Raw genomic sequence first — 14,212 nt, forward strand, 5'->3', positions numbered from 1 at the left:
CGGGCATGACGCTCACATCGACCCTGGACGACCGGATCACGGGCAGCCTCGTCGGCGCGGCCGTCGGCGACGCGCTGGGCGGGCCCGTCGAAGGCTGGACGCCCGAGCAGATCAGCCAGCGGCACGGCGGACGGGTCCGCGGCCTCGTCGGCCCCTGGTACGACGACTGGCGCACCGCCCGCCCCATCGCGCCGTACCACAAGGGCGACGGGCACGTCACCGACGACACCTTGATGACCCGTCTGCTGATCGAGGTGTACGAGGAGGTCCGCGACCATCTCGACGCGTACGCGGTCGCCGCGCACCTGGTGCCGCGCATGATCGGCGAACCGCGGTGGATCCCGGAGCTGGAGGCGGCGGCGCTGCCGCTCCAGCGGGTCTTCCTCGCCGAGAAGTGGCTGGTGGCGAGGGTGCACTACGGCCACGTCGACCCGCGTGAGGCGGGCGCGGGGAACATCGTCAACTGCGGGGCGGCGATGTACATGGCGCCGGTCGGCCTGATCAACGCCGCCCGCCCGGAGGCCGCGTACGCCGAGGCGCTGGAGGTGGCGGCGCCGCACCAGTCCTCGTACGGGCGGGAGGCGGCCGGGGTCTTCGCGGCGGCGGTGGCGGCGGCCTGCGCGCCGGGCGCCACCGTCTCCTCGGTGATCGACGCCTGCCTGGCGCTGGCCAAGGACGGCACCCGCGCCGCGATCGAGGCGGTCTGCGAAGTGGCCGCCGGGCACCGCGACTTCGAGACGGCGCTGGAGCCGCTGCGGCGGGCCGTCGCCCCCTTCGACACGGTCGGGCCCGACTACCGGGCGCCCTCGCTCGGCGCCCGCCGTCCCTCGCGGCTGCACGCGATCGAGGAGTTGCCGGTGGCGCTCGGCATGCTGGTGGTGGGCGAGGGCGACTACCGGCGGACCGTGCTGGGCGCGGTCAACTACGGGCGGGACTGCGACTCGATCGCCACCATGGGCGGCGCCGTGGCGGGCGCGCTCGGCGGCGCCGCGTCGGTGCCCGGGGAGTGGGCCAAGCAGGTCGCGGAGGCGAGCAGGCTCGATCTCCAGGGCCCGGCGCTGCGGCTGGCGGAGGTGGCCCGGGAGGTCTTCGCCCGGGACCAGGTCCGGCACCGCGCGCACGCCGAGGCGTTCGCCGCGCTGGCCGGCGGGGCCGCGGACGCGGGGCTGGGCGCGTGAGCGGGCCGCTGCGGGTCACCTGGACCCAGCCGGAGGACCTGATCGGGCACGAGCTGCGCCAGTGCGACGAGGAGGGCCGCGACACCACCGAGGCGCGGGCCCGCTGGCTGGCGGCGGGCGGCCCCGAGGTGCCGGAGCGCGGCGGCGCCTCGCCGGTGCCCGCCTCGCCGCGGCTGCGGGCGCTCGCCGAGGAACTCCTCGACCAGTTGGACGCGTTGCCCCGCTCGACCGAGACCCGCGAGCCGACCGGCTTCGCCTCGATCCGCGCGGCCTGCCCGCTCTGGCCCGCCGCGCCCGGCCCGGACCGCGTCGCGCCCGGCCTCGGGGACCGGCTGCACGCGGCGTGGCTCGGGCGGGCGGCCGGGTGTCTGCTGGGCAAGCCGGTGGAGAAGCTGGAGCTGGCCGCCGTCCGCGAGCTGGCCCGGGCCACCGGGAACTGGCCGCTCGCCGGGTACTTCACGGCGCGCGGACTGCCCGCGGAGCTGGCCCGCGCCCATCCGTGGAACCGGCGCAGCGCGGGCAACTCGCTGGCGGAGAACATCGACGGGATGCCGCCCGACGACGACCTGGACCACGCGCTCCTGGCGCTGACCCTGATCCGGCGCCACGGGCGGGAGTTCGCCACCGAGGACCTGGCGCGGCTCTGGCTGGACGAGCTGCCCGCGGGGCGGACCTTCACCGCCGAACGGGTCGCGTACCGCAATCTGCTGTCGGGGGTGGAGCCGCCGGACACCGCGCGGCGGCGCAACCCGTTCCGCGAGTGGATCGGCGCGCTGATCCGGGCCGACGCGCACGGCTGGACCCGGCCGGGCGATCCGGCGGCGGCGGCCGAGCAGGCGCACCGGGACGCGGTCCTCACCCACACCGGCAACGGCGTCTACGGGGCGATGTTCGCGGCCGCGCTGATCGCCGAGGCGGCCGGCGGCCGGGCCGACGTGCACGGCTGCCTGGACGCGGGCCTCGGCGTGGTCCCGCCCGACTCGCGGCTGGCCCGCGCGATCCGCAGGGGCCGTGAACTGGCCTCGGTGGAGGCCGACTTCGAAGCCGTCGTGGACAGACTGCACGAGGAGTACGGGGCGTACCACTGGGTGCACGTGGTGCCGAACGCGGCGCTGGTCGCGGCGGCCCTCACCCATTCCGGCGGCGCGTTCGCCGGTGCGGTGACCCGGGCGGTCTCGGGCGGCTGGGACACCGACTCCAACGGCGCCACCGCCGGTTCGGTGGCCGGGCTGCTGGCCGGGCATCCGGACGCGCTGGGCGAGCGGTGGACCGCGCCGCTGAAGAACCGGCTCAGCACGGCCGTCGCCGGGTTCGACGGCGTCGGCTTCGACACCCTCGCGGCACTCACCCTCCAGGAGGCCAGGACCGTATGACCCACATCGTGGTGTTCGGCAGTGTGCACATGGAGCTCGTCGCCCAGGCCGACCGGGCGCCCGCGCGCGGGCAGTCCGCCCCCGGGCGGGAGCTCCCCGTCGTGCCGGGCGGCCGGGGCGCCTGCCAGGCGGTGGCGGCGGTCCGCGCGGGCGCGGCGGTGTCGCTGGCGGGGGCGGTCGGCAGCGACGCGTACGGCGGGCGGCTGCGGGCCGGGCTGGTGGCCGAGGGCGTCGACGTGGAGCTGCTGCGGACGGTGGAGGGGCCGAGCGGCACCGCGCACATCACCGTGGACGGCGCGGGCTCCCCCGCGGTCGTCGTGGTGCCCGGCGCCAACGCCTCGCTGACCGCGCTGACGCCGGGCGACGAGGCGCTGATCGGCACCGGTGACGCGGTGCTCCTCCAGGCGGATATCCCGCTGCCCGCCGTGACCGCCGCCGCCCTCACCGCCCGGGAGCGGGGGGTGCCGACGGTACTGACCCCGGCCGCGGTGGGCCCGCCGCCCGGTGAGCTGCTGGCGGCGACCGACCTGCTGGTGGCCGACGAGGACCAGGCGGCGGAGGTGTCGGGGCGTACCGAGCCGTACCGGTCGGTGCGGGCGCTGCTGGAGCTGGTCCCCGAGGCGGTGGTGACGCTGGGGGCGGCGGGGTGCCTGTGGGCGGTGCGCGGCGGGGAGCCGATGGTGGTCCCGGCGCCGGAGGCGACGGCGGTGGACGCGGCCGGCGCCGGGGACACCTTCACGGGCGCGCTGGCGGCGGCCCTCTGCGAGGGCAGGCCGATGGCGCGGGCGCTGGAGTGGGCGTCGGCGGCGGCCGCGCTGGCGGTGAGCCGGCCCGGCGGGGCCGCCTCGGCGCCGTACCGGGCCGAGATCGACGCGGCCTGCCCGGCGGTGGCCTCGTGACGGCGGCCCCGCGCACCGGCGCGGTGCAGGGCGGGCGGAGCACGGCGGACGGACCGCTGACCGGGCTGCGGGTGCTGGACCTGGCGACGCTCTTCGCCGGTCCGCTGGCGGCCACCCTGCTCGGCGACTTCGGGGCGGAGGTGGTGAAGGTGGAGCATCCGCGCCGCCCGGATCCGTCCCGGGGCCACGGCCCGGCCAAGGACGGCCACGGCCTGTGGTGGAAGCTGCTCGGCCGCAACAAGCGCACCCTCACCCTGGACCTGTCGACCGGCGGCGGCCGGAGCGCCCTGCTGCGGCTGGTCGCCGACGCGGACGTCGTGGTGGAGAACTTCCGGCCGGGCACCCTGGAGCGCTGGGGCCTGGGCTGGCCGGAGCTGAGCGCGGTCAACCCGCGGCTGGTGCTGGCCCGGGTGACGGCCTTCGGCCAGTTCGGGCCGTACGCGCACCGGCCGGGGTTCGGGACGCTGGCGGAGGCGATGAGCGGCTTCGCGGCGATCACCGGGGAGCCGGACGGCCCGCCGACGCTCCCGCCGTTCGGCCTCGCCGACTCGATCGCGGGCATCGCGGGGGCCTACGCGGTGATGGCGGCGCTCGCCGGACGCGACCGGACCGGCGAGGGCCAGGTGGTGGATCTCGCCCTCATCGAGCCGATCCTCACCGCGCTCGGCCCGCACCCCCTCTGGTACGACCAGCTCGGCCATGTCCAGCCGCGCACCGGCAACCGCTCGGTCAACAACGCGCCCCGCAACACCTACCGCACCGCCGACGGCGCCTGGGTCGCCGTCTCCACCTCGGCCCAGTCCGTCGCGGAGCGGGTGATGGCACTGGTGGGGCGGGGCGAGCTGGCCGAGGAGGCGTGGTTCGCCGACGGCGCGGGCCGGGCGGCGCACGCGGACGAGCTGGACGAGGCGGTCGGTTCCTGGATCGCCCGGCACACCCGCGCCGACGTGCTGGCCGCCTTCGACAAGGCGGAGGCGGCCGCGGCGCCGGTGCAGGACGTGCGGGAGGTGATGACCGACCCGCAGTACGCGGCGCTGGGCACGCTCGCGGAGGTGGACGACCCGGACCTGGGGCCGCTGCGGATGCAGAACGTCCTGTTCCGGCTGACCGGCACCCCCGGCGCGATCCGCTGGACCGGCCGGGCGCACGGCGCCGACACCGACGCGGTGCTCGCCGAGGCCGGGTTCGCCCCCGCCGAGGTGGCGGCGCTGCGGGCGGCGGGCGCGGTATGAGCGGCGGACCCGCCGGGCCGTGGCTGACCTGGCTCTACACGCCCGGGGACCGGCCGGAGCGGGTGGCGAAGGCGCTCACCTCGGGCGCGGACGTGGTCATCGTCGATCTGGAGGACGCGGTCGCCCCGGGCCGCAAGGAGTATGCCCGCCGGGCCACCGCCGAGCTGCTCTCGCAGCCGCAGCCGGTACCGGTCCACGTCCGCGTCAACCCGCTGCCCGGCGCCTGGGGCGCGGCGGACGTGCGGGCCGTCGCCGGGCTGCCGGGGCTGGCCGGGCTCAGGCTGCCGAAGGTGGCCTCGGCGCGGGAGGTGGTGGGGTGCGCGGAGCTGGCGGCGCTGCCCCGGCAGGCCGACGGGCCGGGCGGCGGGCACCGGGTGCCGCCGCTGTGGGCGCTGCTGGAGTCGGCGCTCGGCGTCGAGCACGCCTACGCCGTGGCCCGGGCCCACCCGGCGGTGCGGGGGCTGGCGCTGGGCGAGGCCGACCTGCGGGCGGACCTGGGGATGCGCGAGGAGGCGGGGCTGGACTGGGCGCGGGGCCGGGTGGTGGTGGCGTGCCGGGCGGCGGGGCTCGACGCTCCGGTGCAGTCGGTCCACCCGGACGTACGGGACGAGGCGGGGCTCGCGGTGTCCTGCGCGCGGGGCCGGGCGCTGGGGTTCCTGGGGCGGGCGGCGATCCATCCGCGGCAGCTGCCGGTGATCGAGCGGGCTTATCTGCCGCTGCCCGCGGAGGTCGCGGCGGCCGAGGAGATCATCGCCGCGGCCGCCGCCGAGGCCGGGGCGCAGGCCCTGCCCGACGGGCGGTTCGTGGACGCGGCGGTGGTCGCCGCGGCCCGGCGGACGCTGGCGCTGGGGGCGCGGCTGGGCTGAGCGCCCGGGGACGTACCGTCCGCGTGGCCCCGTACGACGGTGAAGGCCGCCGCGTCCCGGTGGGGAGGCGGCGGCCTTCGGCAGGTCGGGCCGGGGTCAGTCCTTGCCGGTCTTGCCCGGGCTCTTGCGGAGGTTCTTGCCGCTGCCCGCTCCGGCGGTCGCGGTGCCGGCGGGCTCGTCGCCGGTGGTGTCGGTGGACTCCTCGTCGCCGGAGCCGGTGGTCTCGTCCTCGGCGGCCGGCTCCACGACCTCCTCGCGGCCGGGGCGCAGCCGGGCGGAGACGACGATGTAGGTGACGGCCAGGACGAAGACGATGATCGCCGTCCAGACGTTGAGCCGCAGGCCGAGGATGTGGTGGGCCTCGTCGACGCGCATGTACTCGATCCAGGCGCGCCCGGCGCAGTAGGAGGCGACGTACAGGGCGAAGGCGCGGCCGTGGCCGAGCTTGAAGCGGCGGTCGGCCCAGACGACGAGCAGGGCGACGCCGATGCACCACAGCGACTCGTAGAGGAAGGTCGGGTGATAGGTGCCGGGGACCCGGCCGCCGTCGACGCTGGTGATCTTCACCGCCCAGGGCAGGTCGGTGGCGCGGCCGTAGAGCTCCTGGTTGAACCAGTTGCCCCAGCGGCCGATGGCCTGGGCGAGGGCGATGCCGGGGGCGAGGGCGTCGGCGTAGGCCGGGAGCGGGATGCCGCGGCGGCGGCAGCCGATCCAGGCGCCGACGGCGCCGAGCGCGATGGCGCCCCAGATGCCGAGGCCGCCCTCCCAGATCTTGAAGGCGTCCACCCAGTCGCGGCCCTCACCGAAGTACAGCTGGTAGTCGGTGACGACGTGGTAGAGCCGGCCGCCGACGAGGCCGAAGGGCACCGCCCACACGGCGATGTCGGCGACGGTGCCGGAGCGGCCGCCGCGCGCGATCCACCTCCGGTTGCCGTACCAGACGGCCACGAAGACGCCGATGATGATGCAGAACGCGTAGCCGCGCAGCGGTACGGGGCCGAGGTAGAGCACACCGTGCGAGGGGCTGGGGATATAGGCAAGGTCCATGGCAAGACCCGACGCTACCGTGCCCGGCGCGGGGACGGGGTCCCCGGCCGGGCAACGGCTCCATAACGGGCCCGGCCGTTCCCCCGTGCGGCGCCGGGGGCCGGCTGGTCCGGGCCCGGGTCAGGCTCCGGCCTTCTCCTCCACGAGCTGCTTGAGCTTCTCGGGGGTGAGCGGGTTCTTCTGGTCGCCGAAGACGCTCTTGCCGTTGAGCAGCACGGTGGGGGTGCCGGGGAAGTCGCCCTTCTGGAAGGCCTTGTGGGACTCGGTGACCCAGGCGTCGTGCCCGCCGTCCTTCACGCAGGAGGTGAAGGCGGGGGTGACCAGTCCGTCGACCTTCTCCGCCAGGTCCAGCAGATGGTCGTCGCTGGCGAAGGCGTCCTCGGTCTCCAGCGGCTGGTTGGCGAAGAGCACGTCGTGGTACTCGGGGAACTTTCCGGCGTCCTGGGCGCAGACGGCGGCGTTGGCGGCGCGGTGGGAGCCCTCGCCGCGCATGTTGCCGTCGATGAGGGTGGCGAGGTGGTACTCGACCTTCAGCAGGCCCTTCTCGGTCAGCTCGTGGATGGTCGAGCGGTAGGCGTTCTCGAAGTTGGCGCAGGCCGGGCAGCGAAAGTCCTCCCAGATGACCAGGGTGGACTTGGCGGAGGCGTCGCCGACGGGGATGGCGAGGCCGTCCTCGCCGGTGGCGCCCTTGGGGGCGACGACGGGGCCCGCCTTCTGCTCGGTCTCGCCCGCGTTCGCCGCGATGACGCCGACGGCGGCGGCCAGAGCGAGCACCCCCACCACCGAGCCGCCGACCACCAGGCCCCGGCGGCGCTTGTTCCGCGACTCTTCTTTGGCGCGCTCGGCCTTCAGCCGCTCGCGGGCGGCGCGCTTTCCCTCACGGTTCGTCTCACTCACGCCCGGACAAACGACCCGGACCGGCGCGTATGCGCCTGTCCGGGTCGAGGTCCACCCGTACGGGTGAGGGGAGGTGCCGGGCGTGCGAACGCCGTTGCGCCCGGTGCGACCCGGGTGCTCCCGGGTCAGCCGGTGCGGCGGACGCCTTCGGCGAGCTCGGCGGCGAGCTCGCGTACGGAGTCGACGCCGGACTCCGCGTCGGGCGCGTCGAGCATCCGCTTGACGAAGGCGGAGCCGACGATGACGCCGTCGGCGAACTCGGCGACCTCGGCGGCCTGCACGGCGTTGGAGACGCCGATGCCGACGCAGACCGGGAGGTTCCCGGCGGCCCGGGTCCGCTCCACCAGGGCGCGGGCCTGCTCCCCGACGGAGTCGCGGGTGCCGGTGACGCCCATCAGCGAGGCGGCGTAGACGAAGCCGGACCCGGCCGCGGTGATCTCCGCGAGGCGGGCGTCGCGGCTGCTGGGGGCGACGACGAAGACGGTGGCGAGGCCGTGCTTGGCGGCGTGCTCGCGCCACAGGTCGGCCTCCTGCACCGGCAGGTCGGGCAGGATGCACCCGGCGCCGCCGGCCTCTGCCAGCTCCTGGGTGAACCGGTCGACGCCGTAGCGGTCGACCGGGTTCCAGTACGTCATGACGAGGACGGGCTTGCCGGTGGCCTGGTGGGCCTCGCGGACGGTGCGGAGCACGTCGGCGATCTTCAGGCCGCCGCGCAGGGCGATGTCGTCGGCGGTCTGGATGACGGGCCCGTCGAGGACCGGGTCGCTGTGCGGCAGCCCGACCTCCACGACGTCGGCGCCCGCGTCGAGGACGGCCTTGATCGCGGCGATGGAGCCGTCGACGGTGGGGAACCCGGCGGGCAGGTAGGCGATGAGGGCGGCGCGGCCCTCCTCGCGGGTCCGGGCCAGGGTGTCGTCCAGCAGCTGGATGTTCCCGCTCACTTGGTGCCCTCCTCGTCGGCCGCGACCTCGGCGTCCACGTCGTACAGCCCGAAGTAGCGGGCGGCGGTGTCCATGTCCTTGTCCCCACGTCCGGAGAGATTGACGACGATCAGGCCCTCGGGGCCGAGTTCGCGGCCCACGTCGAGGGCGCCGGCGAGGGCGTGGGCGCTCTCGATGGCCGGGATGAGGCCCTCGGTGCGGGAGAGCAGCCGCAGCGCCTCCATGGCGTCGGCGTCGGTGACGGCCCGGTACTCGCCGCGCCCGGTGTCCTTGAGGTGGGCGTGCTCGGGGCCGATGCCCGGGTAGTCCAGCCCGGCGGAGATCGAGTAGGGCTCGGTGATCTGGCCCTCCTCGTCCTGGAGGACGTAGCTGCGGGAGCCGTGCAGGATGCCGGGCTCGCCCGCGGTGAGGGTGGCGGCGTGCTCTCCGGTCTCCACGCCGTGCCCGGCGGGCTCGCAGCCGATCAGGCGGACGCCGGTGTCGGGCAGGAAGGCGTGGAAGAGGCCGATGGCGTTGGAGCCGCCGCCGACGCAGGCCACGGCGGCGTCGGGCAGCCGCCCGGCGCGCTCCAGGACCTGGCGGCGGGTCTCGACGCCGATGACCCGGTGGAAGTCGCGGACCATGGCGGGGAAGGGGTGGGGTCCGGCGACGGTGCCGAAGAGGTAGTGGGTGGAGTCGACGTTGGCGACCCAGTCGCGGAACGCCTCGTTGATGGCGTCCTTGAGGGTGCGGCTGCCGGACTTCACGGCGACGACCTCGGCGCCGAGCATCCGCATCCGGGCGACGTTGAGCGCCTGGCGCTCGGTGTCGATCTCGCCCATGTAGATGGTGCAGTCGAGGCCGAAGAGGGCGCAGGCGGTGGCGGTGGCGACGCCGTGCTGTCCGGCGCCGGTCTCGGCGATGACCCGGGTCTTGCCCATGCGCCGGGTCAGCAGCGCCTGCCCCAGCACGTTGTTGATCTTGTGGGAGCCGGTGTGGTTGAGGTCCTCCCGCTTGAGGAAGACCCGGGCGCCCCCGGCGTGCTCGGCGAAGCGGCGCACCTCGGTGAGGGGGCTGGGGCGGCCGGTGTAGTGGACGAGCAGGCCGTCCAGCTCGGCGGCGAACGCCGGGTCGGACTTGGCCTTGTCGTACTCGACGGCGACCTCGTCCACGGCGGCGACCAGCGCCTCCGGGATGAACTTGCCGCCGAAGGGGCCGAAGTAGCCCCGGGCGTCGGGGCTGAGCCCCTCGGGGTCGGGAAGGAAGTACTCGCTGGGCATGACGGAACTCCTGAGCGAGGCGGACGGATCGGTGGGATGCGTGGGACCGCCCGCCGGGGCCGGAGCGCGCGAAGGGGCGCCGGGGCCGGGCGGGGGCGGTCGCTGAGCTGTCGCTCAGCGGCACCATCGCATGCCGTTGACCTGTCCGGGTTCGTCCCCGATGACGTACCGCACCCGTCGCCCGTGGACCCGGCGGGCGGGCGCGCGGCAGCCTCGCGGACGGCAGCCGCGCATCAGGCGCGGCGGTCCGCAGGCGGCCGGCGTGGCACGCCGGGGTCGGGTGAGGGGCACGGACGCGTCAGCTCCGTCCGTGCCGCAGCGCCGGGTGGGCGCCGGCGGCGACCAGGTCGGCGACGGCGGTCTTCGGGTCGCGGCCGGTGACCAGCGACTCGCCGACCAGGACGGCGTCGGCGCCGGCGTTGGCGTAGGCGATGAGGTCGTGCGGGCCGCGGACGCCGGACTCGGCGATCCGCACCCGGTCGGCGGGGATCTCCGGGGCGACGCGCTCGAAGGTGTCGCGGTCGACCTTGAGGGTCTTGAGGTTGCGGGCGTTGACGCCGATGACGCGGGCCCCGGCCTCCAGGGCGCGCTCGGCCTCCTCCTCGTCGTGCACCTCGACGAGCGGGGTGAGCCCGATGGACTCGGCGCGCTCGATGAGGGAGACCAGCGCGGGCTGGTCGAGGGCGGCGACGATCAGCAGGGCGAGGTCGGCGCCGTAGGCCCGGGCCTCCCAGAGCTGGTAGGCGGTGACGATGAAGTCCTTGCGCAGGACGGGGATGTCGACCTTGGCGCGGACCGCCTCCAGGTCGGCGAGCGAGCCGCCGAAGCGGCGCTGCTCGGTGAGGACGGAGATGACGGAGGCGCCACCCGCCTCGTAGTCGGCGGCGAGGGCGGCCGGGTCGGCGATGGCGGCCAGCGCGCCCTTCGACGGGCTGGAGCGCTTGACCTCGCAGATGACGCTGACGCCGTCGCCGTGCAGGGCGGCGAAACCGTCGCGGGCCTGGGGGGCGGCCGCGGCGCGCTCCTTGAGCTCGTCGAGGCTGACGCGCGCCTGCCGCTCCGCGAGGTCGGCACGGACTCCGTCGATGATCTCGTCGAGCACACTCACGCGAGCGGCCCCCTTTCCCGGACGGTAGTGCTGGTGGTCTCGGTGACCCCCCGCCCCGATCCGGACGCGTCCGGTCATGACGCCGCGGAGGAGGAGGCACCTGCGATGGTAACGGCCGGGGGCCGGTAGGGGCGCATCCGGTCGGCCGCGGTCCCACCCCATGGACACCGCGTGCGCCCGGGCCGGCGGGTTCCGCCGCAGCTCAGCGGTGGTGCGCCAAAGTGGGTCAGGGGTGCAGCCAAGCCCCTTGGGGCATGTTTCGGGCCACGCCGAAGCAGACGAGGGCCGCCCCCACGGCCCAGGCGTGGACCGGCCCCAGCGCGAGCCGGAAGGGGCGTCCGCGGGCCGCCCGCACCGCCCACACGAGCCAGCAGACGGCGAACAGCGCGTACCCGGCGACGGCGAGGGCGTTGGCCGTCAGCGCCGTGGCCAGCTCCCCGTGCCAGACGGCGTGCGCGCTGCGCAGCCCGCCGCAGCCGGGGCACCAGATCCCGGCGTACGTCAGCAGCGGGCAGGCCGGGTAGTGGCCGGGCTCGTTGGGGTCGACGGTGCCCACGTAGGCGAAGCCCGCGACGACGGCGGCCAGCACGCCGGCGGGCACGGCGAGCCTGCGGGCGGGGCCGGGGGGCTTCGGGGCGTCGGCGGTGGGCGGTGGGACTGTCGGGTCGGCGGGAGCGCTCACGCGGGCATTGTGGCCCGGGGCGCGCCCGGGCGCCCACCGTGCCGCGCCCGGGTGGGCCGAATGCCCGGAACGCACGCGGGGCCCCGGCCGGACGTACCGGCGGGGCCCCGCGTCGGGTGCGGCAAGCCGGTCAGGCGGCGTTGGCGGTCTTCTGCTCGACGGCGGCCTTGCTCATCCGCTTCTGGCCGAGACCGAGCAGGTGCATGATGCCGCCGACGGCGGCACCGGCCACGGTGATGACCATTCCGACCCAGAAGCCGACGGTGTTGGCCATCACCATGAAGACACCGGCCACGCAGAAGCCGATGAAGGAGATGATGACGCCGGTCCATGCGGCCAGAGTGTGGCCGTGGCTGCTGCCCGACATGTCTTGCTCCTCGGTTGCTGTAAAGGGTTACGGGGTGGTCCCGGCGCCGCGTCGTGACGGCGCGGTGTCCGCGCTCATTGTTCCGTACGGCGGGGGATGGGGCGCGCTCGGGGTCCGGCGCGGCCCGGTCAACTCTCCCGGGTCGGGTCCTCGCCGCGGTCCAGGGCCTTCCACAGGTCCTCGGGCCGGTCGGGGTCGACGGCGGGGGCCGCCTTGCGGGGGCGGGGGGTGCCGTCGCGTTCGTACCGGCCGGACATGGCGGGCCAGCGGCGGCCGAACCAGAGGGCGAGCAGCCCGGCGGCGAGCAGCAGGGCGCCGCCGAGCACGGTCGCGTAGGGCCATCCGGTGTGGGTGAGGCCGGTGACGGTGGCGGCGGCGTCGCCGCTGGTCTCGGCGGCCTTCTCGTCCAGGGCGCCGCCGTCGCCGACGCCGAGGAGGGCGGCGGCGACGGTGCCGGCGCCGCTGAGGGCGAGGAGGCCGGAGACCAGGTAGCGGCCGGAGCGGCGGACCGCGAAGACGGCGACGAGCGCGGCGAGACCGACGACGGCCAGGGCGGCGGGTACGCCGGTGACGTCGCTGCCGGTGGCGGTGAGCGGGAAGTCGCCGCCGGCCACCGCGACGCTCCCGCGCGCCCAGGTCTGGCGGGTGGCGAGCAGGGAGACCGCAGCGCCGACGGCGCCGAGCAGCAGCGCCAGGGCGAGGCTGCGCCGGGCACCGCGGCGCCCGGCGGGCTCGCCGGGCGGTGCGGCTTCGGTTCGGGGCTGGGGTACGGCTGAAGTCACCCCTCCACTATCCCTCACGCGGGCCGCCGCTCCACCGGGCGGGGGCGTGCGGGTGCGGCCCGGGGGTGCTCAGGCGGTCGTCCCGAGGCGGTTGGCGGTGTGCACCGCGCGCAGGACGGCGGCCGCCTTGTTGCGGCACTCGGTGTCCTCGGCGACCGGGTCGGAGTCGGCGACGACGCCGGCTCCGGCCTGCACGTGGGCGGTGCCGTCGCGGAGCAGGGCGGTGCGGATGGCGATGGCGGTGTCGGAGTTGCCGGCGAAGTCGAGGTAGCCCACGCAGCCGCCGTACAGGCCGCGCCGGGTCGGCTCCAGCTCGTCGATGATCTGGAGCGCGCGGGGCTTGGGCGCGCCGGAGAGGGTGCCCGCCGGGAAGCAGGCGGTGAGCACGTCGAAGGCGGTGCGGCCGGGCGCGACCTCCCCGGTGACGGTCGAGACGATGTGCATGACGTGGGAGTACTTCTCGACGGACATGAAGTCGACCACCTCGACGCTGCCGGGCGAGCAGACCCGGCCGAGGTCGTTGCGGCCGAGGTCGACCAGCATCAGGTGCTCGGCGCGCTCCTTGGGGTCGGCGAGGAGTTCCTCGGCGAGCGCCTGGTCGGCCTGGGGGGTGGCGCCGCGCGGCCGGGTCCCGGCGATGGGGTGGACCATGGCGCGGCCGTCCTCGACCTTGACCAGCGCCTCCGGGCTGGAGCCGACGATGTCGAAGCCGTCGAGGCGGAAGAGGTACATGTACGGCGAGGGGTTGGTGGCGCGCAGCACCCGGTACACGTCGAGGGCGGAGGCGGTGCAGGGCGTCTCGAACCGCTGCGAGGGGACGACCTGGAAGGCCTCACCGGCGCGGATGCGCTCCTTGATGTCCTCGACGGCCGCCCGGTACGCCCCGCCGCCCCACTCGCCGGTGAAGTCGGGGAGTTCGGAGGCGGGCAGCGCCAGCGGCGGGGCGGCGACGGGGCGGGCGAGGTCGGCCTCCATCGCGTCGAGCCGGGCGACGGCGTCGGCGTACGCCTCGTCCACGCCGGTGTCGAGGTCGTTGTGGTTGATGGCGTTGGCGATCAGCAGGACCGAGCCGTCCCAGTGGTCGAGGACGGCGAGGTCGGAGGTGAGGAGCATGGTCAGCTCCGGCACCCGCAGGTCGTCGCGGCCGCCGTCACCGACCTTCTCCAGGCGGCGTACGACGTCGTAGCCGAGATAGCCGACCATGCCGCCGGTGAAGGGCGGCAGGTCCGCGGCGAGGTCGGAGGGGGTGTGCAGGGTCTCGACGGCGGCGCGGAGCGCGGCCAGCGGGTCGCCGTCGGTGGGGACGCCGGTGGGCGGGGTGCCGAGCCAGTGGGCCCGGCCGTCGCGCTCGGTGAGGGTGGCGGCGCTACGGACGCCGACGAAGGAGTACCGGGACCAGCTGCGGCCGTTCTCGGCGGACTCCAGGAGGAAGGTGCCGGGGCGTTCGGCGGCGAGCTTGCGGTAGAGGCCGACGGGGGTGTCGCCGTCCACCAGGAGCTTGCGGCTGACGGGGATGACCCGGCGGTCCTGGGCCAGCTTGCGGAACGTGTCGAGATCCATGCGCGGAAGGATAGAGGCAAG

Annotated in this window: 15 protein-coding genes; 5 read left to right on the forward strand and 10 right to left on the reverse strand. The window is 75.8% G+C overall.

Features of this window, described 5'->3' with window-relative positions; genetic code table 11:
* The first annotated feature begins 5 nt into the window (after positions 1-5).
* The 5 genes from ACFWMZ_RS24530 to ACFWMZ_RS24550 are packed head-to-tail and all read left to right on the forward strand — an operon-like array spanning position 6 to position 5,548.
* Positions 6-1,178 (forward strand): ADP-ribosylglycohydrolase family protein, encoded by a 1,173-nt coding sequence (locus ACFWMZ_RS24530; RefSeq protein ID WP_383177267.1) that lies wholly within the window; start codon positions 6-8, stop codon positions 1,176-1,178.
* Positions 1,175-2,551 carry an ADP-ribosylglycohydrolase family protein gene (locus tag ACFWMZ_RS24535; RefSeq protein ID WP_383177270.1) on the forward strand — a complete coding sequence of 459 codons (1,377 nt, stop codon included), beginning with the start codon at positions 1,175-1,177 and terminating at the stop codon, positions 2,549-2,551. Before ACFWMZ_RS24530 ends, ACFWMZ_RS24535 begins: the two co-directional genes overlap by 4 nt.
* Entirely contained in the window at positions 2,548-3,450 is a 903-nt protein-coding gene (locus ACFWMZ_RS24540) for a PfkB family carbohydrate kinase (RefSeq protein WP_383177273.1), read from the forward strand. The genes ACFWMZ_RS24535 and ACFWMZ_RS24540 overlap by 4 nt, the downstream gene beginning before the upstream one ends.
* The gene (locus ACFWMZ_RS24545; protein ID WP_383177277.1) at positions 3,447-4,682 is read left to right on the forward strand and encodes a CaiB/BaiF CoA transferase family protein; all 1,236 of its coding nucleotides are present in this window, start codon (positions 3,447-3,449) and stop codon (positions 4,680-4,682) included. The genes ACFWMZ_RS24540 and ACFWMZ_RS24545 overlap by 4 nt, the downstream gene beginning before the upstream one ends.
* Complete coding sequence (locus ACFWMZ_RS24550) at positions 4,679-5,548, forward strand: HpcH/HpaI aldolase/citrate lyase family protein (RefSeq protein ID WP_383177280.1); 870 nt, start codon at positions 4,679-4,681, stop codon at positions 5,546-5,548. The genes ACFWMZ_RS24545 and ACFWMZ_RS24550 overlap by 4 nt, the downstream gene beginning before the upstream one ends.
* Before the next feature lie 96 nt (positions 5,549-5,644).
* On the opposite strand, the gene lgt is transcribed toward ACFWMZ_RS24550, so the two are convergent.
* From lgt to ACFWMZ_RS24600, 10 genes are all read right to left on the reverse strand, one after another.
* A complete protein-coding gene (lgt, locus tag ACFWMZ_RS24555) occupies positions 5,645-6,595 on the reverse strand; it encodes a prolipoprotein diacylglyceryl transferase (RefSeq protein ID WP_383177283.1) in 951 nt (316 codons plus the stop codon).
* A 120-nt stretch (positions 6,596-6,715) separates the two neighbouring features.
* Positions 6,716-7,492 (reverse strand): DsbA family protein, encoded by a 777-nt coding sequence (locus ACFWMZ_RS24560; RefSeq protein ID WP_383204112.1) that lies wholly within the window; start codon positions 7,490-7,492, stop codon positions 6,716-6,718.
* A 125-nt stretch (positions 7,493-7,617) separates the two neighbouring features.
* The gene (gene trpA, locus ACFWMZ_RS24565) at positions 7,618-8,433 is read right to left on the reverse strand and encodes a tryptophan synthase subunit alpha (protein WP_383177288.1); all 816 of its coding nucleotides are present in this window, start codon (positions 8,431-8,433) and stop codon (positions 7,618-7,620) included.
* On the reverse strand, positions 8,430-9,692 hold the full coding sequence (trpB, locus tag ACFWMZ_RS24570) for a tryptophan synthase subunit beta (protein ID WP_383204115.1): 1,263 nt from the start codon (positions 9,690-9,692) through the stop codon (positions 8,430-8,432). Before trpB ends, trpA begins: the two co-directional genes overlap by 4 nt.
* Before the next feature lie 114 nt (positions 9,693-9,806).
* Entirely contained in the window at positions 9,807-9,926 is a 120-nt protein-coding gene (gene trpM / locus ACFWMZ_RS24575) for a tryptophan biosynthesis modulator TrpM (RefSeq protein ID WP_383177453.1), read from the reverse strand.
* 64 nt (positions 9,927-9,990) lie between these two features.
* Positions 9,991-10,800, reverse strand: a complete 810-nt coding sequence (gene trpC / locus ACFWMZ_RS24580) for an indole-3-glycerol phosphate synthase TrpC (RefSeq protein WP_383177294.1) — start codon at positions 10,798-10,800, stop codon at positions 9,991-9,993.
* Positions 10,801-11,026: 226 nt separating this feature from the next.
* A complete protein-coding gene (locus tag ACFWMZ_RS24585; protein WP_383204118.1) occupies positions 11,027-11,482 on the reverse strand; it encodes a DUF2752 domain-containing protein in 456 nt (151 codons plus the stop codon).
* Between the two features lie 130 nt (positions 11,483-11,612).
* Complete coding sequence (locus ACFWMZ_RS24590) at positions 11,613-11,849, reverse strand: HGxxPAAW family protein (protein ID WP_383177300.1); 237 nt, start codon at positions 11,847-11,849, stop codon at positions 11,613-11,615.
* A gap of 128 nt (positions 11,850-11,977) precedes the next feature.
* The gene (locus tag ACFWMZ_RS24595) at positions 11,978-12,631 is read right to left on the reverse strand and encodes a TIGR02234 family membrane protein (RefSeq protein ID WP_383177302.1); all 654 of its coding nucleotides are present in this window, start codon (positions 12,629-12,631) and stop codon (positions 11,978-11,980) included.
* Between the two features lie 69 nt (positions 12,632-12,700).
* On the reverse strand, positions 12,701-14,191 hold the full coding sequence (locus ACFWMZ_RS24600) for an anthranilate synthase component I (RefSeq protein WP_383177305.1): 1,491 nt from the start codon (positions 14,189-14,191) through the stop codon (positions 12,701-12,703).
* Positions 14,192-14,212 lie beyond the last annotated feature (21 nt).

The sequence above is a fragment of the Streptomyces sp. NPDC058373 genome (assembly GCF_042723275.1).
Lineage (GTDB): Bacteria > Actinomycetota > Actinomycetes > Streptomycetales > Streptomycetaceae > Streptomyces.